The organism is Roseovarius mucosus, from assembly GCF_002080415.1.
Classification (GTDB): Bacteria; Pseudomonadota; Alphaproteobacteria; order Rhodobacterales; family Rhodobacteraceae; genus Roseovarius; species Roseovarius mucosus_A.
The window spans coordinates 3,307,722-3,327,323 of sequence record NZ_CP020474.1 but is presented as its reverse complement, the minus strand read 5'-3'; the positions used below and the strand labels follow the sequence as shown (position 1 = coordinate 3,327,323).

At 63.5% G+C, this 19,602-nt stretch carries 17 protein-coding genes; 3 read left to right on the top strand and 14 right to left on the bottom strand.

Annotated features, from left to right (window positions below):
- Positions 1 to 39 precede the first annotated feature (39 nt).
- Positions 40 to 2,604 carry a hybrid sensor histidine kinase/response regulator gene (locus ROSMUCSMR3_RS15835; RefSeq protein WP_198385540.1) on the top strand — a complete coding sequence of 855 codons (2,565 nt, stop codon included), beginning with the start codon at positions 40 to 42 and terminating at the stop codon, positions 2,602 to 2,604.
- Here the strand turns inward: ROSMUCSMR3_RS15835 and ROSMUCSMR3_RS15830 are convergent.
- From ROSMUCSMR3_RS15830 to ROSMUCSMR3_RS15785, 10 genes are all read right to left on the bottom strand, one after another.
- The gene (locus tag ROSMUCSMR3_RS15830; RefSeq protein WP_081507930.1) at positions 2,590 to 3,660 is read right to left on the bottom strand and encodes a sigma-54 interaction domain-containing protein; all 1,071 of its coding nucleotides are present in this window, start codon (positions 3,658 to 3,660) and stop codon (positions 2,590 to 2,592) included. The genes ROSMUCSMR3_RS15835 and ROSMUCSMR3_RS15830 overlap by 15 nt on opposite strands.
- A 130-nt stretch (positions 3,661 to 3,790) precedes the next feature.
- Positions 3,791 to 4,567 carry a transglycosylase SLT domain-containing protein gene (locus ROSMUCSMR3_RS15825; RefSeq protein ID WP_081507929.1) on the bottom strand — a complete coding sequence of 259 codons (777 nt, stop codon included), beginning with the start codon at positions 4,565 to 4,567 and terminating at the stop codon, positions 3,791 to 3,793.
- Between the two features lie 50 nt (positions 4,568 to 4,617).
- Positions 4,618 to 5,856, bottom strand: coding sequence for a flagellar hook-associated protein FlgL (flgL, locus tag ROSMUCSMR3_RS15820; RefSeq protein ID WP_081507928.1), 1,239 nt, complete (start codon positions 5,854 to 5,856; stop codon positions 4,618 to 4,620).
- Between the two features lie 8 nt (positions 5,857 to 5,864).
- Complete coding sequence (gene flgK / locus ROSMUCSMR3_RS15815; RefSeq protein ID WP_081507927.1) at positions 5,865 to 9,872, bottom strand: flagellar hook-associated protein FlgK; 4,008 nt, start codon at positions 9,870 to 9,872, stop codon at positions 5,865 to 5,867.
- Positions 9,873 to 9,875: 3 nt separating this feature from the next.
- Positions 9,876 to 10,202: a rod-binding protein gene (locus ROSMUCSMR3_RS15810; RefSeq protein ID WP_081507926.1), complete on the bottom strand. Its 327-nt coding sequence runs from the start codon at positions 10,200 to 10,202 to the stop codon at positions 9,876 to 9,878.
- A gap of 13 nt (positions 10,203 to 10,215) precedes the next feature.
- Positions 10,216 to 11,328: a flagellar basal body P-ring protein FlgI gene (locus ROSMUCSMR3_RS15805; RefSeq protein ID WP_081507925.1), complete on the bottom strand. Its 1,113-nt coding sequence runs from the start codon at positions 11,326 to 11,328 to the stop codon at positions 10,216 to 10,218.
- Between the two features lie 11 nt (positions 11,329 to 11,339).
- The gene (locus ROSMUCSMR3_RS15800; protein ID WP_081507924.1) at positions 11,340 to 12,005 is read right to left on the bottom strand and encodes a flagellar basal body L-ring protein FlgH; all 666 of its coding nucleotides are present in this window, start codon (positions 12,003 to 12,005) and stop codon (positions 11,340 to 11,342) included.
- Positions 12,006 to 12,013: 8 nt separating this feature from the next.
- Positions 12,014 to 12,802 carry a flagellar basal-body rod protein FlgG gene (gene flgG / locus ROSMUCSMR3_RS15795; protein ID WP_008279913.1) on the bottom strand — a complete coding sequence of 263 codons (789 nt, stop codon included), beginning with the start codon at positions 12,800 to 12,802 and terminating at the stop codon, positions 12,014 to 12,016.
- Positions 12,803 to 12,929: 127 nt separating this feature from the next.
- The gene (locus tag ROSMUCSMR3_RS15790) at positions 12,930 to 13,565 is read right to left on the bottom strand and encodes a hypothetical protein (RefSeq protein ID WP_081507923.1); all 636 of its coding nucleotides are present in this window, start codon (positions 13,563 to 13,565) and stop codon (positions 12,930 to 12,932) included.
- Positions 13,566 to 13,943: a hypothetical protein gene (locus ROSMUCSMR3_RS15785; RefSeq protein WP_081507922.1), complete on the bottom strand. Its 378-nt coding sequence runs from the start codon at positions 13,941 to 13,943 to the stop codon at positions 13,566 to 13,568. It abuts the gene before it with no gap.
- 119 nt (positions 13,944 to 14,062) lie between these two features.
- On the opposite strand from ROSMUCSMR3_RS15785, the gene ROSMUCSMR3_RS15780 reads away from it, so the two are divergent.
- A complete protein-coding gene (locus tag ROSMUCSMR3_RS15780) occupies positions 14,063 to 14,563 on the top strand; it encodes a hypothetical protein (protein ID WP_157667336.1) in 501 nt (166 codons plus the stop codon).
- Between the two features lie 55 nt (positions 14,564 to 14,618).
- Positions 14,619 to 14,765 (top strand): hypothetical protein, encoded by a 147-nt coding sequence (locus tag ROSMUCSMR3_RS21265; RefSeq protein ID WP_008279909.1) that lies wholly within the window; start codon positions 14,619 to 14,621, stop codon positions 14,763 to 14,765.
- Between the two features lie 18 nt (positions 14,766 to 14,783).
- Here ROSMUCSMR3_RS21265 and ROSMUCSMR3_RS15775 read toward each other — a convergent pair whose 3' ends face one another.
- From ROSMUCSMR3_RS15775 to ROSMUCSMR3_RS15760, 4 genes are all read right to left on the bottom strand, one after another.
- Positions 14,784 to 15,005, bottom strand: coding sequence for a hypothetical protein (locus tag ROSMUCSMR3_RS15775; RefSeq protein ID WP_081507920.1), 222 nt, complete (start codon positions 15,003 to 15,005; stop codon positions 14,784 to 14,786).
- Positions 15,005 to 15,334 (bottom strand): hypothetical protein, encoded by a 330-nt coding sequence (locus tag ROSMUCSMR3_RS15770; protein ID WP_081507919.1) that lies wholly within the window; start codon positions 15,332 to 15,334, stop codon positions 15,005 to 15,007. Before ROSMUCSMR3_RS15770 ends, ROSMUCSMR3_RS15775 begins: the two co-directional genes overlap by 1 nt.
- Positions 15,331 to 15,747 carry a flagellar export chaperone FliS gene (fliS, locus tag ROSMUCSMR3_RS15765; RefSeq protein WP_232279160.1) on the bottom strand — a complete coding sequence of 139 codons (417 nt, stop codon included), beginning with the start codon at positions 15,745 to 15,747 and terminating at the stop codon, positions 15,331 to 15,333. The genes ROSMUCSMR3_RS15770 and fliS overlap by 4 nt, the downstream gene beginning before the upstream one ends.
- A gap of 78 nt (positions 15,748 to 15,825) precedes the next feature.
- The gene (locus ROSMUCSMR3_RS15760; protein ID WP_198385539.1) at positions 15,826 to 19,572 is read right to left on the bottom strand and encodes a chemotaxis protein CheW; all 3,747 of its coding nucleotides are present in this window, start codon (positions 19,570 to 19,572) and stop codon (positions 15,826 to 15,828) included.
- Positions 19,573 to 19,602 lie beyond the last annotated feature (30 nt).

The window sequence follows — 19,602 nt, the reverse complement described above, 5'->3', positions numbered from 1 at the left end:
ACGACCAAGCGTCTATCGGCGCAGATTCTGCTGTTCCTGATGCTGGTTGCAAGCATCGCGCTGCTTGTCAGCGCGATGGCCTTTCAGCAGCGCCTTGATGCCATTCGATCCGCCAACACCGACAATGGCGGCTGGGTCGTGGCCCAGCTCGAGGTGGATCACTTGGGCCTCATGCAAACCCTGGACAACGCGGTTCTCGGGACACGGCCCGATATCACCGCCCCCCTCACATCGGACACACTGACCAAGGTAAAGCGCGAGTTTGACATCTTTTACAGTCGGGTGGACATTTTCACCGCGACGCTTCAACGCATGGCCGTGTCTGATGACCTTTTGAACCGGGTTGAACGGCTCAAGGTCGCGCGCGAACGTCTGGCCAACCGGATCGATGCAATCAAAGAGGATGACCCAAAGGCACTCGAGGCCTTTCGTACGGCCGTTGATGCGACCTATCCGATGGTGCGTGACATCACCGTCGCAGGGCTCCAAGAGATCACCATCGAAACCTCGCGCGCACGCGTTGAGGAGCAGCGCCTCTTTGTGCGCTTTTTCATCCAATCCCTGTTGCTCTTTTGTCTGATGGCCATCGGCGCCGTTCTGGCAGTGCGTCTCTGGCGAGAGCTTGAGCGGCGCACGGCGGAAACCGGGCGCATCGCGGCCATGCTCTCGACCGCGTTCAATTCGACCATGAACGCGGTTATCGTGACCGATCCACAATCGCGCATCCTCTATAGCAATGCGCGCGCGCAACGGCTTTTGGGGTATACCGCCGAAGATTTGCAGACCATGCGCGCCGAAGACATCCTGATCTTTGATCCCACCGTTCCGCGTGACACCGTTGAGGGCCTCGCGCCGCGCGAAAAGGCTCCTTTTGTCGCCGCCTGCCGCAGCGCGGTTGGGCGAGAGATCCCGGTGGATTTCGCGATGGTCGAGGATCACGATATTTCGGGTCATCCTATCGTCATTCTCTTCATCCGCGACATCTCGGTACAGGTCGAAGCTGAAACCAACCTGCGTGCCGCGCTGGTTCAGGCCGAACAGGCCGCCCGCGCCAAAAGCATGTTTCTGGCGACCATGAGTCACGAAATGCGCACACCCTTGCATGGATTGATGGCCTCGTTGTCGTTGATCAACGAAACCGACATGTATCCCGAAAATCGCGCCTTGCTCAAAACTGCGCGCGATTGCAGCGCCCGCGCATTGGTCCAAGTGGATGATGTGCTCGAACTGACCCGGCTGGGCGAGAGCACGGAAACGCCCGTGCCGTTCAACCCCGCGCGTATCGCTGCCGATATCGTGGATGAATTGCAGCCACTCGCCAAGAAAGCCCAAAACAGGATCGAGTTGATCACCCACGGCGACTTTGACAGTCACCGGCTGGAAGGGCTGCCCAATGCTTTTTCCCGCACGCTTTACAATCTGGCGGGAAATGCCGCCAAATTTACCAAGAACGGCGTCATTTCCATACGGCTCAGCCTGGGTGGCCATGCCCCCGACAATCTCGATCTGACGGTCGAGGTCGAGGATACCGGCATCGGCATTGCCCCCGAAGATCAGAAGCGCATTTTCGAGAGCTTCGAGACTGTGGGGCGCAGCGAGGTGAATTCTGCAATGGGCACCGGTCTGGGCCTGCCCATCGCCAAACTTGCGATCGAACGGCAGGGCGGCGCGCTCGGGCTCTTTAGCACGCCGGGCGTCGGCAGCCGCTTTTTCTTTACGATCCCCCTGCGCCTGTCACAGGCACCACAGAACCAGCCTGCGCCAGCCCTCTCGACTTTGAAGCGCGCGATTCACGAAACCCCCAAGCGGATCCTCGTGGTTGATGACAATGACATCAACCTAACCTTGATGACCGAAATGGTCCGGCGCATGGGCCATAGCCCAGACACAGCCACCAATGGTCAAGAGGCGCTGGACAAGGCGCAGGCGCAAGCGTTCGACGTGATCCTGATGGATTTCTCCATGCCGGTGATGGACGGGCCCACAGCGGCCAAAATGATCCGCGCCTCTGGCGGGCCATCCGCGCAGGCTGTGATCATCGGCGTCACCGCCCTCATCGGAGCGCATACCGGCGACGAACAGGCGGTTGCGATGGACAATATCCTGACCAAACCCGTTGGGCAGGAACACCTTGCCCGTGCGATCCGCGACACCCGCCGCGACGTGATCCCAGACGTCACGCCACCGGACGAAGGCGAAGGCGAAGGCGACGGCGTAGACGACGATCTTCTGGCCGAAAGCAGGGATGCCGCGACGATGCTGCATGATCTGGGCGAAATGGTGGGCCACGACACCGCGCTGCGTCTGGTCCGCACCACCCTAAGCGATGCCGAAGCAGCGTTTACAGCGATGATCGACACGGACCTCTCGCTTGAAGACAAGGCGTTGATCATCCACAAGGCGGTCGGATCGACCGGCATCATCGGATTGGAGGAATTGACAGAAACCCTGTCAGAGGCGGAAACCCTCGCACGGGCGGGCACAGACCCGGGCACCAGCGAACTTGTCCCCGCCGCAAAGGCGCTATTGCAAGAGGCGCGCAGCGATTTTGCGCCGCTGTTGCAGGCGCAAAACAGCTCCGACAGGCCCTCAGAGACCGTCTGACTCAAGGCCCAACTTCTGCATACGGCTGATGAGCGTGGTCCGCTTGAGCCGCAGCATTTCCGCTGCGCGGGTGACGCGCCCTTCGCTCAGTTCCAGTGCCGATTGGATCACCTTGACCTCGACCCGCTGCAACATGGTGCGCAGGTCCAGCGATCCGTTGCCGGCCAGCATCCCTTTGAGATCGGTCACCCCTTCCGGCAGCGCCTCGACCGCCGGTTCCGGCGCCGCCGGAGCCCCGCCAGCAAAGCTCAACCGGGGCGCCATCGCGATACGCGCCTCGGCCGCGGTGATTGTCCGGTTGCGAAACAAGATCTGCGCCCGGTCGTGAAAATTGCGCAATTCACGCACATTGCCGGGCCAGTCCTGCGACATCAGCAACGCCAGCGCGCAGGGCGTCAGTTGCAATGTACTGCCGCCCCGGCTGCCCTGCTCCATGGTGCGCAGGATTTGTGGGATGTCCTCTGCATGTTCGCACAGCGCGGGCACACTAAGGCTAAAGACCTCGATCCGAAACAACAGGTCCTCGCGGAACCGCTTTTGGGCGACGTCTTGCTGCAAGTCACGATGCGTGGCGCTTAGCAGGCGAAAATTGACCGGAATCGGCGCGCCGCCCCCAACCCGTTGAATGGTCTGGGTTTCCAGCGCGCGCAGCAGTTTGACCTGCACATGCAACGGCGTCTCGCCAATCTCATCAAGAAAGAGCGTGCCTCCCTCGGCCTGTTCAATCAATCCGATCCGTTGGGCTGTGGCCCCCGTGAACGATCCCTTTTCATGGCCAAAGAGTTCGGATTCCAGCAGATCGGCGGGAATGGCCCCACAGTTGACCGGGATCATCGGCCCTGTGCGCCCCGACATGAGGTGCATCGCATTGGCAACAACCTCTTTGCCCGCCCCGGTCGGCCCGTTGATCAGAACCGGCACATCGCTAGGGGCGATGATGCTGATCGCCTGTTTCAACCGCCGCATCACGGGCGCGTCGCCCACGAGCACAGCGTCTAGACGCAGGTCGATGGGAAACTGTTCCGTGATGGAAGAGGTGGGCCAATAACTCGTCATGAACTGCGCTCCGGTATACAGAGGGATATACCACCGCTATAGCAGCATCTCTGACGATCCTTGCGCGGGCAAAAGGAGTCTCGAGACTCTCTAAAGATAGATTTCCGACGCAAGGATACGCGCGACACGTTCAGCGGCGCGTCTTTTGCGGGGTCTTGCGCATGGGCATGACCGGCACTGCGCCTTCGGGAAGAGAAGCGGTTTCCCAATACCGCACGTTCTGCACCCGGCTGACAAGCGGCGCGGCCCCGGCAAAACGCCGGTCCTCACGCGGTGCCGGGTCTGCAAGGCGCGGCGCTTCGCGTGGGGGAAGGCTTGGCCCCGTGACCATCGGCGCGGCGCGCGCAACCTCGGACTGTCGTTCCACAGCTGGCATCGCCTCGACCGGGCCTAGCCGCGCCATGACAGCCTGCACGCGCCCCAGATAAGCCGCGCCGCGCCGTGGATCGCGGGAATGGTAATAGCGCGTTGCCGCGTCCCAACTGCCGGTTTCCGCGCGTAATTCGCTTAGGTATCGGGCGGCGTATTCTATATTCTGGACAGGGTCGATCATCTCTTCGAGAGTGGCGAAATTATCGCCATGCCAGCGATAATTGAGCTGCATACAGCCCACATCAAACCCCCGAACCCCGCGCGAAACCAACTGCCGCAGATGGGTCAGCGCCTCGTCTTTGCCTGAGTAGTAATAGCCCTTGCCCCGCACATTCGAGGTCCAGGCCCAGGCCCGTGTCCCGGTGTCGCCCAGTGCCCGTCCCGATTCTGTGCGCGCGATGGCGCGCAACAGGCCCTTGGGCAAACCATGACGCTCAGCCGCCTGCGTCGCCAGCGCCTCGCAATTCGCGGGGCTGGCGGCGGAAAGGGACGGCACCCAGAATAGCGCCACACACAGAAGGATAAGATGTCTCATGCCCTCGCGTTGCAAGCGTCGGGCCAAGTTTGGCACAAGGCCCGAAAACCTCAGCGCAGGAAATCAAACAGGCTTTGCTGGGTGATGCGCACATAGGCCTGTTGCGTGGCGTCCCGCGTCAGCATGGATTGCTGAAGCCGCGTCAGCGCATTGGCAAGATCAAGATCCTCCAGCCCTGACACCGCTTGGCTCATCGCCAGCTTGCGGTTGTCGATCACATCCGATTGCCGCGCGGCATCCGCCGACAGAGCCCCCAATTGCGTGCGTTGGTCGATCAGATGCTCTGACGCCCCGCGCAACCGATCAATCACCGCATCCCGCGTACGCGCAAAGGGCACCAGCGCTTGCGTCCCGCCTTCGGCGTCGCGTGCCACCATCAACACCCCGCCTGTATCGGGCGCGCGCGCGATATTCGAGACCTTCACATCGCCCTGCGCCGTGAGCATCAGACCACCCGTCTCGGGATCAAGCGCGGCGCTGATGCCGGTGGCTGCGGTCTGGGCATTGATCGCCTCAACCGCCCCTGACATGGCCCCTTCTGCGGCGACAAATGGAATCGTCGTAGATCCCAAAGGCCCCTCCAGCGTCATGGACCACGCAGCCGGCGCACGGCTCAGGGTCAGATCAAGGTCAAGCTGGCCTGCACCCGTGACGCTGGCACGCGGCGCGCTGCTCGCTGTGCCAAGGCTGGCCAGAAAGTCGTCGATCACGGCAAAGACATCGCCGCCTTCAGACCCGATCGCAAACACCGCATCCCCGCTCAGCCCTGTTGGCAGGCTCAGGGATTCCGAAACCTGCAAGCGCGATTGCCCACCATCGCCCTGATAGACCACGCCGCCCGGTCCATCGCGAAACGGATCGGATTGCGTGCCATAGCCGCCAAAGAGCGCACGGCCGCTCTCGTCGCGGGCATTGGCAAGGCCCAAGAGGCTGTCGCGCAGCGCCCGCACCTCGGTGCCGATACTGTCGCGCTCGGTCGCCGTCGCCGTGTCCGATGCCGCACGCAGCGCCAACTCGCCCACCCGGCGCATGACATTGCCCGCCTCGCTCAGCACCGTGTCGGCCTGATCCAGCCGCGCCCCGGCCCGTTCAAGATTATTGGAATAACGATCCAACGCCTCTTGCTGTTCTTTGGCCGCCGACAGGCGCAAGGCGCGCACCGGATCGGCAGAGGGGCGGGGATCATTCACGCCAGAGGAAATCTGCCCCTGAAGATCGGATATCCGCTCATTGACCTGTGACAGGTTGCGTGTGGTGACGTTGTGAAAAAAACTGGTGCCGATACTCATTCAAACCCTCATATCGCTTGCAGCAGGGTGTCGAACAGGGACCGCGCCACTGAAAGGACCTGTGCATTGGCCTGATAGGCCTGTTGCTGTTGCATCAATTGCGCCGCTTCCGCATCCAGATCGACGCCGCCCAACTCTGACTCGGCGCGTGCAGCGCTCTCAGCCTCGGCCTCGGCAATGGCGACCCGGCTCTCGCTGGCCGTAACCTGTGCCCCCGCCCGCTGTTGCAGACTGGCAAAGCCGGTGGCATAGCCGCCCCGCCCGGTCAGCCCGTCGCGCTGCCGCAGATTGGCCATCGCCTCGACACTGCGCCCGTCCCCGGCCCCGCCTGCGTTGGGCGCAATCAAATATCTGTCACCGGTCACGCGCCCACCGCCCAACGTGATCTCCAGATCGCCAAATCGTGCCGTGCCCGCCGCATCCAGCGTGCGCGACGCCAAATGCGCGCCACTGTCGCGATCGAAAAGCCCGACAAGACCTGTGGTGGCATCAAGCACCCGCACTTCGCGGGCGCGCTCTGTCGCGGGCGTATCGCTGATCTGTCCTGCCAGACGCAGGGCACCAGTGCCGCCCATCACCACGATCAGATCCTCATCAGGAATAGAGTTGAGGCGCAGCACAGAGCCCCCGCCAGTGGCGACATTCTCAACCCCAAGCACCCGGTCATCCGTGGCCGTCAGACGCAGCGCGCCGTCTTCTGTCACCTCGGCGCGCAGGCCCAAGGTCTCGAACCCGGCAGCTGCCGCCCCCGGCTGCGCCTCAATCATCATTTCGCCGTCAAGGGCGCTGAACTCGATCTCGACCCGGCCAAAGGCGGTGTTGATATAGCCTGTGCCGGGGAACGTAACAGGCAGAACCACCGCCCCCGCCGACACGCTGACAAAATGCTCCTGCCCATTGAGCTTGATGGTAAAGCTCGACGGCAGGCTCCCGGCATCGAACGGCTGTCCGATGACCGTTGTCACCGGCGCATTGCCAGCCCCCATGCCAAAGCGCGCCGCCTCGCCCGCATCGCTGGGCAGACGCAGAGCAGAGCCATCAAGCGTGCCGCCCTCGGTTTCAAGGATGAGGCGGTTGTTCTCGTCAAATCGCGCGGTAATACGTCCCGCTTCGGGGCCGCTCACCACCGGCGCGCCGCCGCTCATCCGAATGCCATAGTCCTGCGCCCCAAGGCTCACGCGCATTTGCGCGCCATCGGGTGGCAGCGCCGGTAGCGCTGCACCCGTGATCCGGCTTGCTGGGGCCGTAGCCCGCAGATCAGCGGCCAGCGCCCGCGCCATTGCGGCCCCCGAGCCAAGCGCCGGATCGGCCTCAGCCGTCACCACGCGGCCATCGGCCCCGGTCACGGCGATCCGTCTCAGGCTCAGATCCCCCGGTCCCGGCTCTGCCGGGGTCAGGGTCACTTGCGCGCCTGCTGCGCCAGTCTGCCGTGTGATAAGGCCGTTCTCGAACCCATCTGGTGCGGCCACCTGCAAAACACCGTTCTCGGTGACGCCAAAGCCAGCGCTACCGCTCAGGCGCACCGTGCCGGAAATCCGCGCCGCATCCGGCCCGCCAGCCCCAAGGCTCACCGTGCCCAACGCCGCGCCATCCGGTGCCAACCGCGTCAACAAGGCGGCCTCGCCTCCGGAGTGGGTGAGGCGCGACAGGGAAATATCTGCGCCTTGATCCTCGACCAGCACCAGCCGACCGCCATTGGGGGCCCGCTCGGCGCGGATGCCCGTGGCCCCCGATTGCGCGTTGATCGCCGCTTGCAGCCCTGCCACCCCGACCGCGCCCATATCGGCCGAAATCGTGACGGGCGTCAGGTTCTGCCCGCTCAGCTGAAAGGACAGCACACCGCTTGTTGGCAACGCCAGCGCAAGCCGTGTTTCCGCCTCGGCGCGCACCGGCAGGGCGGTTGTCAGTTCCTGCGCCATCCAGGCCGCATTGGCCCCCTCTGGTAGACGCAGCGTGCTGGATTGCGTCGCCCCCTCATAGCCGACCTCAACGCTGGGATTGGCCGGGGCGGGGATGGTGCCGGTCCAGGCAGCAATACCACCCGCCTGCCCCAAGAGCGCCACGTGATCGCCCCCCACGGATTGCCGCCCAAGGCTGAGCCCACCATAGGGCGCGGCCCCGTCCAGGTAGTCGGCGCTATAGGCCGCATCTGCGTGAAACCCGTTTTCCTGCGTCAACAGCGCGGCCGCCTCGGTGGCACCCAAAGGCGGACCAGAAAGTTGCCGCCCGTCGCGGGTAAAGACCGACAGCACCGCCGCCGGGGCCGCATCGGCGACGACCACACCCGCCACGCTGCCAAGATTGGTCGCAAGGCTCGCGGCAAGCGGCAAGACCCCGTCACGGGCCATAAGGGTCAACGTATCACCCTGCGCCTCGGCCAAAAGCCCAAAGGCGGCCAGGCGCTGCCCATCAGCGGTTTCTACCGCGCCGGAATTCAGCGCCGCCGCCAGTGCGTCGGTCGTCAGCCCCGCAGGCAGTGCGAATTGCGCGACACCTTCGGGCGTGGTCAGGCTTAGCGCTTGCGGGGTTGCCCCTGCAAGCGGCCCTAGATCCATCGCCGCAAGGCGCGGTTGCACCGACAGCGCGGCATCTGCATGACCCGCCGCGATCACGCCGATGACGCCTGCATTCAGAAATTCGACAGGGTTTTCCCCCAGAACCCCCGACAGATCCCGCGGTCCGGTGCCCTGTGCGCTGAGCACCGTGGCGCTTAGCGTGGCAGTGCCGCGATTGCCCGGCACGGCGCTGATTGTCAATGTGCCGGCTGCCGCAATCCCCTGAGGGTCGTTTAGCACAAGTGTCATATGCCGCGCCGAGGCATCCTGCCGTGCCAGCGTGATCCGGTCGCCATCCAGCGGCACACCACTCATCTCGATCCGTAACCCCGGCAGGCTGAGGGTCTGTTCGCCCGTCGCCAGAACCTGCCCAGCCGCATCGCGCGCCTGCCACAGCCCAGAGGGTGCATCCTGCACCAGGGTCAGCGGCCCCGCAGGCATGACAGTTGCATCGGTGATTGTCACACTGGCCGCGCCCGTGCCGCGCATCAGCGCGCCCGGCGTGGCCTCCCATCCCGATACGGAAAAGAGCGCGCCACCACGCCCGCCCGTGGGCGTCAGGCCTTGGGCATGTACCGCGTTGATTTCGTCGGCCATCCGGCTGGCCCAGAGATCCAGATCAGAGGCCGCTTGCGCCATGGCCCCGGCGGCATTCGCCAGACCGCCCAGCATTCCGCCGCTCAACGTGGTCTGCACCTCGACCGCTTTGGTGTCAGCGGAGGTGACAGTGTAGCGCCCCGCCGTGCCGACCTCGATCCGCCCGGCACGACCGCGTTCCAACACCATCGGCCCGCTGCCATCCGCGCCAAGCCGCACGGTCGCGCGGCCAGCATCATCCATCTCGACATCAATCGCCACAAGTTCCGCAAGATTGACCAAGAGCCGGTCGCGCTGATCCAACAGAGGATTGCGCGCGCGCTCATCGGTGACCTGCGCCAATTGTTCCTGAACCTCGGCCAAACCGCTCAAGACGGTGTTGGCCCGCTCTACGGTCTGTGCGATCTCTTCGCGCACGTTGCGCGTCAGCACGTCGATCCCTTCGGCCAGATCGGCCACACCCCCGGCCAGCGCTGTGCCCGCACTCAAGACCGCTTGCCGCAGCCCCTGATCCTCAGGCACCTGCGACAACCCGTCGAGCGCATCGAAAAATCCATCCAGCAAGTCGGGCAAGCCGCCTTCACCCGGCAAAAGGCGATCTTCCAGCGCCTGCACATGGCTCAAATGCGTCTCTGCCGCACCAAGCGTGCTTTGGGCATCGCGGCTGCGCGCAGCCACCAACCCGTCAAAGGCGCGGCGGATGTCCACCACGTCCACGCCGCCACCAACACCAACCTCCTGCATCACTGCGTCGCGGCGGCGATACCCAGCCGTATCGACATTGGCGATATTCTCGCCGGTCACGCCAAGCGCTGTGCGATAGGCCAGAACCCCGCCGCGCCCGATGTCCATGAGATCGACCATGGTTTACTCCTGAACCCCACCCAGATGGGCGGAAAACTGGCGATAAATTGCCTCTGATAGGCCCAGACCCGAACGCCCGGCCCCGACTTCGGTCAGCGTGCTGTCAAGCAAGGATTGAGCGGTCTGGGTCGCAGAACTTTCCGTCAACGAATCTCCAAACGACGCAGCGCGCCCCGATTGTAGGATCTGATTGAGAAAAAGCGCCTCGAACCCCTCTGCCGCGCCACGCAGCCGATCCTCGTCGCGCGTGGCCTTGGCGGCAATGCGGTCATCCGAGAGGCTGGCGGTCTGGCGCGCGTCAAACGCTGTGGCAAGCGGGGGCAGGGTCATGGCGGCGCGCTCCTCAGATCACGATCAGTTCGGCGCGCAGCGCACCCGCACGGTGCAGCGCCTCAAGAATGGCCACCAGATCAGCGGCACTTGCCCCCACGGCATTGATCGCATCAACCAGCGAAGCCAGCGACACACCGGGATCGAAAACGAAGGCGGGGTTGTTTTCCTGTTCCACGTCAATCTGTGTGTCCGGTGTCACCACGGCATTGCCCGGCACCACCACGCCCCCATCCTGACCATTGACCACCGTCGCGGCCTGATCGACGTTGAAATCCTCATTCACCCGCACGGTCAGCGACCCATGCGACACGGCGGCGGGCGTCACCCGCACCATGCCCCCGATCACCACCGTGCCGGTGCGCGCATTGACGATGACTTGGGCAGGCGGCGCGGCGGGATCGACCTCGATATCCTGCAAAAGCCCCATGAACGGCACCCGCGCCGCCGGATCGGCAGGCGCACGCACCCGAACCGAGCTGCCGTCAAAGGCCACGGCCACACCGGCACCAAATTGCTCATTGATCGCATCGGCCACATTGCTCGCGGTCGAGAAATCCGGGCGATTAAGATTCAGCACGAAATATTCGGTTTCGAGAAACGACGTCTCGACCATACGCTCAACCGTGGCACCACGCGGCACCCGGCCCACGGTGGGCACATTGACCACGACAGACGAGCCGTCACCGCCCTGCACCCCCAGACCGCCAACCACCAGATTGCCTTGGGCGATGGCGTAAACCTCGCCATCGGCCCCCATCAGCGGCGTCATCAGAAGGGTGCCGCCCTGCAATGACTTGGCCTTGCCAGCGGTCGAGACCGTGACATCCAGCACTTGACCGGGCTTGAGAAAAGGCGGCAATTCCGCCGTCACCATCACCGCCGCCGCATTCTTGGCATCCAGATCATTGGTCCCCACCTCAAGCCCGAGGCGCGAGATGATGGATTGCATGGATTGCCGCGTCAGCCCCGAATTGCCATCGCCCGAGCCATTGAGGCCCACGACCAGGCCATAGCCCACCAACGGGTTTGACCGCACTCCGGCCACATCGGCAAGATCCTTAAGCCGATCCGCCAGCGCCGCCCCAGGCACAAGGCAGACAAGCAACAGCAAAAAGCGCAACATACCCGCGCCCATCATAGCGGCGACACGGTTTCAAAGGCGCGGCGCAGCCAGCCTTGTTTGGCGGTATCGGCCACGTCACCGGCCCCGACATATTTGATCTCGGCATGGGCGATCCGGTCCGAGCGCACGACGTTATCGGCGGAAATATCGGTAGGCCGCACCACACCGCGCAGGCGGATATATTCCTGACCGTTGTTCAGCGTCAGTTGTTTTTGGCCAATGATTTCAAGATTGCCACCGGGCAGGACACGCACCACCGAAACAGACACCCGCCCCGTCAGCGAATTGGACTGCGTGGCATTGCCCCGCCCGGCATAGCTGCGGGTGGTGCCGCTGGTCAGGCGCGTGTCGTCAAAGCCAAAGGACAGGGCATCGGGCAGGTCCAGCTCGAAATTGTCGGTCTTGCTTGATCCCGCGGCCTGCGATTTGCTGGCGGCGAACCGTTCCGAGAATTCGACCGTCAGGATGTCGCCCACGGCACGCGCGCGCCGGTCGGCCACGAAAAGACCGTTGGAATATCCGGCATAGATCGAACCGGTGGGCATCAGGCGCGATTGCTGCACCTCTTCGACCGGATAAACCGGCGCGTAAAGCTCCGATTCCGCTTCCTCGATCTTGGTGGAGCAGCCCGCCAGCGCGATCAGCGCGGCGGCGGTGCAGGTGAAACGGCGCATCATGGTCCCCTTCAGAGGTTGTTGGCGAGATAGCTCATCATCTCGTCCGAGGCCGAGATGGAGCGGGAATTGATTTCATAGGCGCGCTGCGCTTCGATCATTTCGACCAGCTCTTGCACCACATTGACATTCGAGGTTTCAAGCGCGCCCTGAACCAGATCGCCCATGCCATCCTCGAGCGGATTGCCCACAACCGGTGCGCCGCTGGCGGTGCTCTCGACCACAAAGGTCTCGCCCACCGGTTCTAGCCCGCGCGGGTTGGCGAATTGCGCAAGGGTCAACTGCCCCACCTCTTCGGCCTCGACCGCATCGGGCAGGGTCACGCTGATGATGCCATCTCGGGAAATGCTGATGCTGGTGGCCTCGGGGGGGATCTGAATTTCGGGCTGCACAACATAGCCGCTCGATGTGGTCAGCACACCATCGGCATTCTGGGAAAACGTGCCGTTGCGGGTATAGCCGATCCGCCCGTCGGGCATCAGCACTTGAAAGAACCCCTTGCCGTCAATCGCAAGATCAAGCGCGTTGTCGGTCGTGGTCAGGCTGCCTTGGGTATACATCTTTTCGGTGCTGACAAGGCGCACACCCGTGCCCAACGTGGTGGGCGCGGTCTGTTCGGTGGCTTCCGAGGTTTGCGCCCCCGCCGGACGCAGCGTCTGATAGAGCAACGTTTCGAAATTGGCGCGGTCGCGCTTGAATCCGGTGGTGTTGACGTTGGCCAGGTTGTTGGAAATCACCTGAATGCGGGCCTGCTGGGCGTTCAGCCCGGTTTTGGCCACATGCATCACGTTCGAGGACATCGGCGCTGCCTTTCCTGAGGTCTCTGTTCGATCTCAGTCTGCAAGCCGCGTGCCAGCCCAATCAGGTCTTACGACCAATGCGTGGGCAATTTTAGCCCCATGTTCGAAAAATGCGGCCTCGGGCCGTTCAAGGCACACGCCCGCATGCCTCGGGGCGCGCCTCGGCGGGCATGTCTGCGCACCATTTGACAAATTCTGCGCCTGCGCGTTCCTGCACCGCCAACCGTGCCTTTGGCTCCAGATCGGCCATCGCAACCTCGCGCAGCGCGAGCGCCCCCGGCTCTTCAAACGCGGCCCCAAGGGTGAACCACAGCGCCGCCTCGTCCATTTTCGCAGGCGTGCGCAACTGCGCCTCAACCCGGCCAATCGCCGCGAATTGCCCCGGCACGCCGTCCCTGGCCCGCGCGCTCAGATCGGCAATCAGCCGGTCGGCCAGACGGGCGCGCGCCGCCTCTGTCAGCCGCCCCAGCAATAGGTCGCTGACCTCCATCGCCCGCATCTCGCCCGCAAGACGGGCGCGCCACGCCCAATAGGCCGCCGCCTGATCGTCCTGCGGCACACCCTGCCCCCGCGCCAGCATCACCGCCAGATTGACCTGTGCCGCGCGGTGCCCGGCCTGTGCCAGATCCGCGAAAATCGCCACAGCAGCGCCCGCCTGCCCATCCTGAGCCAAGGCCACGGCGCGACCGAAATCCGGCGTGGACCCGGCCATCGCCGCCGCACCACATAGCCAGAGCGCAGAGACCAGCAGAACGCGCCGCATCTATTTGCCCGCCATCATCACGAGTTGCAGATACATCATGCGCCGCCGCTCGCCATCGAGGCGCTGCTCATAGACCACCAGACGATGCCGCTGCGTCGGGGTCATTTCCACCTCGATACTAACCGCCTCGGGCAAGTGAATGTCGTGCTGTGCAAGCAGCGCCTTGGGATCGGCCAAGAGGGCAGTGCTGAACGCACGATCAATCCAGCTGCGCGCCAAGGCCCGCCCAAGGATTTCCGGCAAATGCCGCTCGACCAGTGAAATGTCATGCAGATTGGTGCTTCGCCGCACCAGAGGAAAGGCATCCTGTGTCTGGCCCGGTGTGGCCTGTCCCGCAGCCCGGCGCAGAATCCTGAATTTCGACAAGGCGCCCGCCACTCTGCCCACTCCTTTTGGTTCCTTTGCGTCGCTCGGGCGACACGGCCCCACGCAATCACAACGACAGAAAAGACCGCCAGTTTAGCACCGCTTGGCGCGATCCTTGCTCTTTGCCTTACATGACCCGGATTTCGCCTCGCCAACCGCTGATTGTCTTTGCTGTGACTGCAAGTCTCGGGCCAATCGCGCTTGGCTTGGCAAGCCTTTGGATCTTGAACCAGACGCCTGCGGTGCCACAGCCCACAGCGGCACCCGCGCCCGCATCAGAGGCCCCCACAGGGCCAGAGCCGCGCCGCTATCTGCCGCTCAGCCTGCCTGTGACGGTATCGCTGCCCGAGGGTGGCGGCACGCTCAGCATCGGCTTGGGCGTTGCCCTGCGCGAGGCGGGCAGTCTTGAACTTATGGCGCGACTGGCTGATCGCCAGCAAGAGGCGCAGGCCGAATTGGCCGATGTCATGCTGCGCGCGGCCGAAAGCCTGCCTGCCGATACACGCCTTGCGGCGCTGCGCAACAGCCTGCCTGAAACCCTGCAAGAGGCGATGAACGCCCGGTTGATCGCCATGGGCGAAGAGCCCGCCATTCTTGAGGTTCTGATCCTCGACTGGGCCCATGCCCCGTGATTGGCAGACTTCTTGCAGCCCGAAAACAAATACCAAGCCCGAGAAAGGACATCCCATGATCGCCATGCGCCAGACCTTCATACCCGCCCCCGGCACCGACCCGCACAAGGTGGGCGTGGAACTTGTCCTATGTGATGAACATGGCGAACCCCGGCGTCAGCATGTCTGGGGTTTGGTGCGGCTTCTGCGTCGCCTCTGCTGAGGGCGCGCCGCGTTTTCTTTAGCGCTGATGCCGCAGATGATGCCGCAGGCGCAGCGCAAAACCCAGACTTCCAAAACCGCAGATTGCCCAGCCGATCAGCAGAGGTGCCGGCATCAACCCCGCTACCGCCGTGGCCCATCCGGGTTGCAGGTAAAGCCCGGCAATCAACGCGCCCGCAATCGTCAGAAACATGCGCAGCCGCAGACAGGTGCCGCAGGCCGTTTCAGACGCAGTCGCCATCAGCGCGGCCCCACCTTGCGGTCGCAGTTGAGATAGACCAGATTGGCCCGCCCCTGCCCTGCCCGCCGCGCCGCCTTGGCCGATAACATATCGGCGGTGCGACGCACGGCATCCAGCGCCTCGGCCAGGATCGCGATGCGGTCCTGCGCGCCATCCTCTGCGAGAGAGGCACCACCAACCAAGGCAATGACCGCGCAGCGCAGGGCATGATCCGCACGCGATACCGCCGCGTGATCGCCCGTCTCGGCTGCTGCGACAAGCGCGGTCGTCAAGTTACGGATCTGATCGCCAAGAAGGCTATAGGTCATCTGTTGTACCACACGTGTCATACCGCCTGCGCCTTGACCTGAGATCCGATCTGTTGCCAGGCGTCCAGAATATCGCCCATGGCGGCGGCGGCCTCGGTCAGGCGCGCGCCCTCCTCGCCCCGAAGACCTTTGAGCACGTGGAACCGTGCAAATTCGTACAGCTGGAACAAATCCCCTGCCAGATCGCCACCCGCCTCGAAATCAAGGCTCGATTGCAGGATGTAAATCGCCGTCAATACCCGATTGACGTGATCAGAGGGCAACGGGCGCGCCTCTTGTTGGGTCCGCGCCAAGACACCAAGCGAGCGGTTGAGTTCGCGCAGCGTGACAAAAACGATGTCATAGGGGTCGGTGGCCGCCTCCTGCACGAGGGTCTCGGCCTGACGGTAACGGGAACGGGCGAAGGCGAAACTCATCGAAACTTCCTTTGACATGATTGCCAGATCTGTTTTTCAAAACGGCAAAATGCGTCAGGATGTTAGCCCCGGTGGCATGACCACCGGGGCAGAGTTTCACGCGGCCACGCTCGCTGTGCGCGTATCGCCCGAAACCAAGGCGCTGACGGCCACGACCATGCCCACTTCGCCCCCCGACAGGACGGCGATACCGCTCATGTCGCGCATCCCCGACAGAACGCCCTGCAATGGACGCAGCATCACAAGCTGCTGCCCCAAGAGTTCGTCCACCGGAATGGCGATGCGCGTTTCGTTGCTGCTCAAAATCACATAGAGCCGCGCACCCCGCGCCGCCTCGGGGGCCTCTGGCATCAGCGGATGCACCGGCACCAGCGCGCCCTCATCGATATTGAGCATCCGCGTTGCCCCAGAGGCCGACACAGGCAAAAGCCGGTCGGTCTGAAGGATGCGGTGAATCGTGTCCACAGGCAGCACATAGCGCACATGCCCCACCCGGACGACCATGCCATCGAGGACGATCATATGCTGCGGCACGCGCAGATGGAACCGCACCCCGGCCCCAGCGGGCAGGCTGACGCGGCGCAGCGCACCCTTTTTGCGCGCCATCTCATCGGCTAGCGCAGCATAGGCTGGGGCTGTCGCAGCCTCGGGGCTGTTATCGGTCAGCTCGACGCGCACGTGATCGCTTTCGGCCTCGACCGAGATATGAAACCGCGAGGCAGGGTATTCTCCCGCCAGTCGCAGATTGACCAGGGTCTTGAGCGGGCCGCGCAATTCCTCGATCAACATTTGGTCGAGCATTGCATCGCCGCCCACATAGGTGACAGTTGCATCGACCCCGATCTTGCGCGCGCGTGTGGCGACATAGGCCTTGAGCGGACGCAACAGCACCTCGGCCGGGCGCGACCGCTGCGCCACGCTTTCTTGTTGCAGATGTGACAGCTCTGTCGAGAGTTGCGCACCGGACTCGCTGATTTCCTGAAGCCGCAGATGATGCTGCTCCAAACGGTCGCGCAGGACAGAGCGCACACGCTGCTCCAACTCACCCACCCCGGCGACGCGCAGCGCCTCCAGCACATCCTGCACCAGATCAACCGAGGCCAGTTGCGTCAATTCATGCTCAAGCTGCGCATGGCTGGCGGAAATCGCCCCCACCGCCTCGAGCAACGCGAGGCTGTCGCCAACATCCGACATCGGGATCAGGTCGAGCGTGTCAGGTTCGACGGCATCGCTTTCAGATGCCTCACTTACCCGCAACGCCCGCGCCATCATCAGACGCGCGCCGGTTGGGTCGAGCATGGCAAGCCGCTCGACCATCCGATCTTCTTCCAACGTCGAGGCGACGAGGAAATCAAACAGGGTCGCCTTATCCAAGAACACCGTCACGTTGGTGATCATGCGGACGACGCCAGTGGTAATCCACTCAAGAAAACCCTGCGCCAGCGCGTCATCATCATTCAGATCGGCGCGCAAAACGTAGAAATGCAAGCCTTCCTTGATCGCCTCATGGGCGGTCTTGACGCTCTCGGGCGACATCACGCGGTGGAATTCCGGTGGCAGGCCCAACCGCGTCTCGATGCTCTTGGCGGTCATCACGCCACTGGCTACGAAACAGGCGTTGGTCGCCTCTTCAAACATCTTTTCGATCCGCGACGTATCGGGCGTATCGCCCTGATCCAGCGCATCGAACACCAGTTCCATCGTATCGATGAACCCGCGCCCCATCTGGAGCAGGATCACATCTGGTGCCTTTTGATCAACGCGCACCCGCGCGAATAGATCAATCAGCGCCATCGTCAGTTGCGACGCGGTGTCGATCCGATAGTTCAAACAGGCGAAATGAACCTGCCGCATCAACGTGTCGAAGGCCGGGAACCAATTGGCCTCTGCCTCGCCACCGCGCGCCTCCAGACCCTTGCGCAGGCTTTGCAGCGTCTCAAAGATATGATCGGCGCACCACATGCTCAAAAGCTTGCTTGGTGCCATTCTCTCGGCATCGAAGACCGAGGCGGGCAGGCTGCGCTCGACGCTGACCAATTCCTCATACAGCGCCAGTTCAGCCGCGCGGTAAGCCTGGCCTGCAGGCTCTTGCGACAGCCTATGGGCGCTATCGACCAGCCGCACATAGCCGCGTGGCGCGGCCAGATCGGCAATCCGTTCCGCCAAATCGCGCCGCTCGTCCATGGTGCAGGGCGTTTGGCCCGCCATCCGTATGCCTTGGTCGGAAATCAGCGGATAAAGCTCTGCAACCGCGTTGAAGAACGCGCGACCATCGCTGATCGCATCGACCGGCTCAGGCGTGGGCGTAGGGATGTGACCGGCCGTGAAATCCTTGGCATAACGGGCCCGCAGCGCGGCGACATGGCCGTCGGCGTCGGGGTGGCTCATGCCTGTGGCGTCGGCTATCGGGTCCAGCAGCGCAACCCAGTCTGCCAAATCCAATTGCCGCGCGGCATAGCGCAGGCCATCCGCTTCTTTGCGCAAAGTGGCTGGGCTTGTCGCCTCTGACCAATCCGAGCAAAGCGCGTCTAGTTTCTCGAGCGTTTTGGCCACCATATCGGCAAAGATCTGATGATACGTCGGGTCTGCCCGCAGCTTGCCTTCGGTGATTTCGACAACGGGTTTGGGCCGTGCTTTGGTTTTCTTTTGCGGCTCAGCCTCGGGTTCAGGGGCGGCCGCAACCTCGGGTTCAGGCTCTGGCTCAGGGGCCGCAACCGGGGCCGGCGCTGGCATTGGCTGTGCCTCTGGGGCGGGCATGTCCACCGCTTCAGGCTCGGCGCTCTCTCCGCCCAACAGGCGACGCATCGCCTTGCTCAGATCGCGGGTTGCGGTAAGGTCCGGGGCATCTGCATCTAGAAACGGTCCCAACAGGGCCAGCCAATCGGCAAGGTTCAATTGCCCGGCCGCATAGTGCAGGTTATCCGCTTGTTTGCGCGCAGCACGAGGGCTGCTGTCCTCGGCCCAATCCGCAACCAGAGCGTCAAGCCCGTCGCACGCCTTGACGGCCATATCGTTGAAAATCTTGTGATGCTCCGGGTCAGGTGCCAAGAGCTTGCCTTCTGTAACCTCGGCTACGGTCTTGACCTGCGGTGCGGGCTCAGGCTCGGGCTCCGCCTCCAGCTCTGGCTCTGGCTCCAGCTCGGGCTCAACGTCAGGCTCTTCCTCGGCCTCTGCCTCGGGGGCTAGGTCTTGGTCAAACTCCGGCTCGTCATCGTCACCTTCGAATTCGTCGAAATCCGCGCCATCGCCGCCATCCAATTGATCCAGCAACCCCGCCAGACCCATATCAAAGGCCGGAACCTTGGGTTTGGGTGCGGGCGCGGGCGTGGGCGTGGGTGGAGCGGCTTCCGGCTCTTCTTGCACGTCAGCGGGCGTCGGCGCTGTCTCATTCTGCGGCTCGGCGGCCTTGTCCTCAGACGGGGCCGCGGGTGCCTCGGCCTCGCGCCCTGTCAGCCGCCCGATCATCGCGCGCAAATCCTGTTTCAGCCCCGCCGTCGGTCCTGGCTCTACATCGGCGCGGGTGTCGGCGGTTTCTTCCAGCATCCCGCGCAGCGCATCACCGGTGCGCATCAGGATGTCGGTGATCTCACCACTCATCGGCACGCCTTCATCGCGCACCAGCCCGATCAGATCCTCGGCCAGATGCGCCAGCCCCTCGACCTGGGCCAGTCCCAGCACGCGCGAGTTGCCCTTGAAGGTATGGACAGCCCGGAACAGAGCGCCGATATGCGCGCCCATATCGCCTGCGCCCCCTTCAAGGGCATCGAGCGCCGCTTCCATAGCGTCAAGGGACTGCGCGCCGTCATCGGCATACAGCATCCAGATTTCGTCCATCTCGTCCATCATGGTGTCACCCGCCCAGTGGGTTGCATT

Coding starts and splice junctions, on each gene's coding strand:
- ROSMUCSMR3_RS15835 (WP_198385540.1), top strand. CDS start 40: ATGCTGGTTGCAAGCATCGCGCTGCTTGTCAGCGCGATGGCCTTTCAG.
- ROSMUCSMR3_RS15830 (WP_081507930.1), bottom strand. CDS start 3,660: ATGACGAGTTATTGGCCCACCTCTTCCATCACGGAACAGTTTCCCATC.
- ROSMUCSMR3_RS15825 (WP_081507929.1), bottom strand. CDS start 4,567: ATGAGACATCTTATCCTTCTGTGTGTGGCGCTATTCTGGGTGCCGTCC.
- flgL (WP_081507928.1), bottom strand. CDS start 5,856: ATGAGTATCGGCACCAGTTTTTTTCACAACGTCACCACACGCAACCTG.
- flgK (WP_081507927.1), bottom strand. CDS start 9,872: ATGGTCGATCTCATGGACATCGGGCGCGGCGGGGTTCTGGCCTATCGC.
- ROSMUCSMR3_RS15810 (WP_081507926.1), bottom strand. CDS start 10,202: ATGACCCTGCCCCCGCTTGCCACAGCGTTTGACGCGCGCCAGACCGCC.
- ROSMUCSMR3_RS15805 (WP_081507925.1), bottom strand. CDS start 11,328: ATGTTGCGCTTTTTGCTGTTGCTTGTCTGCCTTGTGCCTGGGGCGGCG.
- ROSMUCSMR3_RS15800 (WP_081507924.1), bottom strand. CDS start 12,005: ATGATGCGCCGTTTCACCTGCACCGCCGCCGCGCTGATCGCGCTGGCG.
- flgG (WP_008279913.1), bottom strand. CDS start 12,802: ATGTCCTCGAACGTGATGCATGTGGCCAAAACCGGGCTGAACGCCCAG.
- ROSMUCSMR3_RS15790 (WP_081507923.1), bottom strand. CDS start 13,565: ATGCGGCGCGTTCTGCTGGTCTCTGCGCTCTGGCTATGTGGTGCGGCG.
- ROSMUCSMR3_RS15780 (WP_157667336.1), top strand. CDS start 14,063: ATGACCCGGATTTCGCCTCGCCAACCGCTGATTGTCTTTGCTGTGACT.
- ROSMUCSMR3_RS21265 (WP_008279909.1), top strand. CDS start 14,619: ATGATCGCCATGCGCCAGACCTTCATACCCGCCCCCGGCACCGACCCG.
- ROSMUCSMR3_RS15775 (WP_081507920.1), bottom strand. CDS start 15,005: ATGGCGACTGCGTCTGAAACGGCCTGCGGCACCTGTCTGCGGCTGCGC.
- ROSMUCSMR3_RS15770 (WP_081507919.1), bottom strand. CDS start 15,334: ATGACACGTGTGGTACAACAGATGACCTATAGCCTTCTTGGCGATCAG.
- fliS (WP_232279160.1), bottom strand. CDS start 15,747: ATGTCAAAGGAAGTTTCGATGAGTTTCGCCTTCGCCCGTTCCCGTTAC.
- ROSMUCSMR3_RS15760 (WP_198385539.1), bottom strand. CDS start 19,572: ATGGACGAGATGGACGAAATCTGGATGCTGTATGCCGATGACGGCGCG.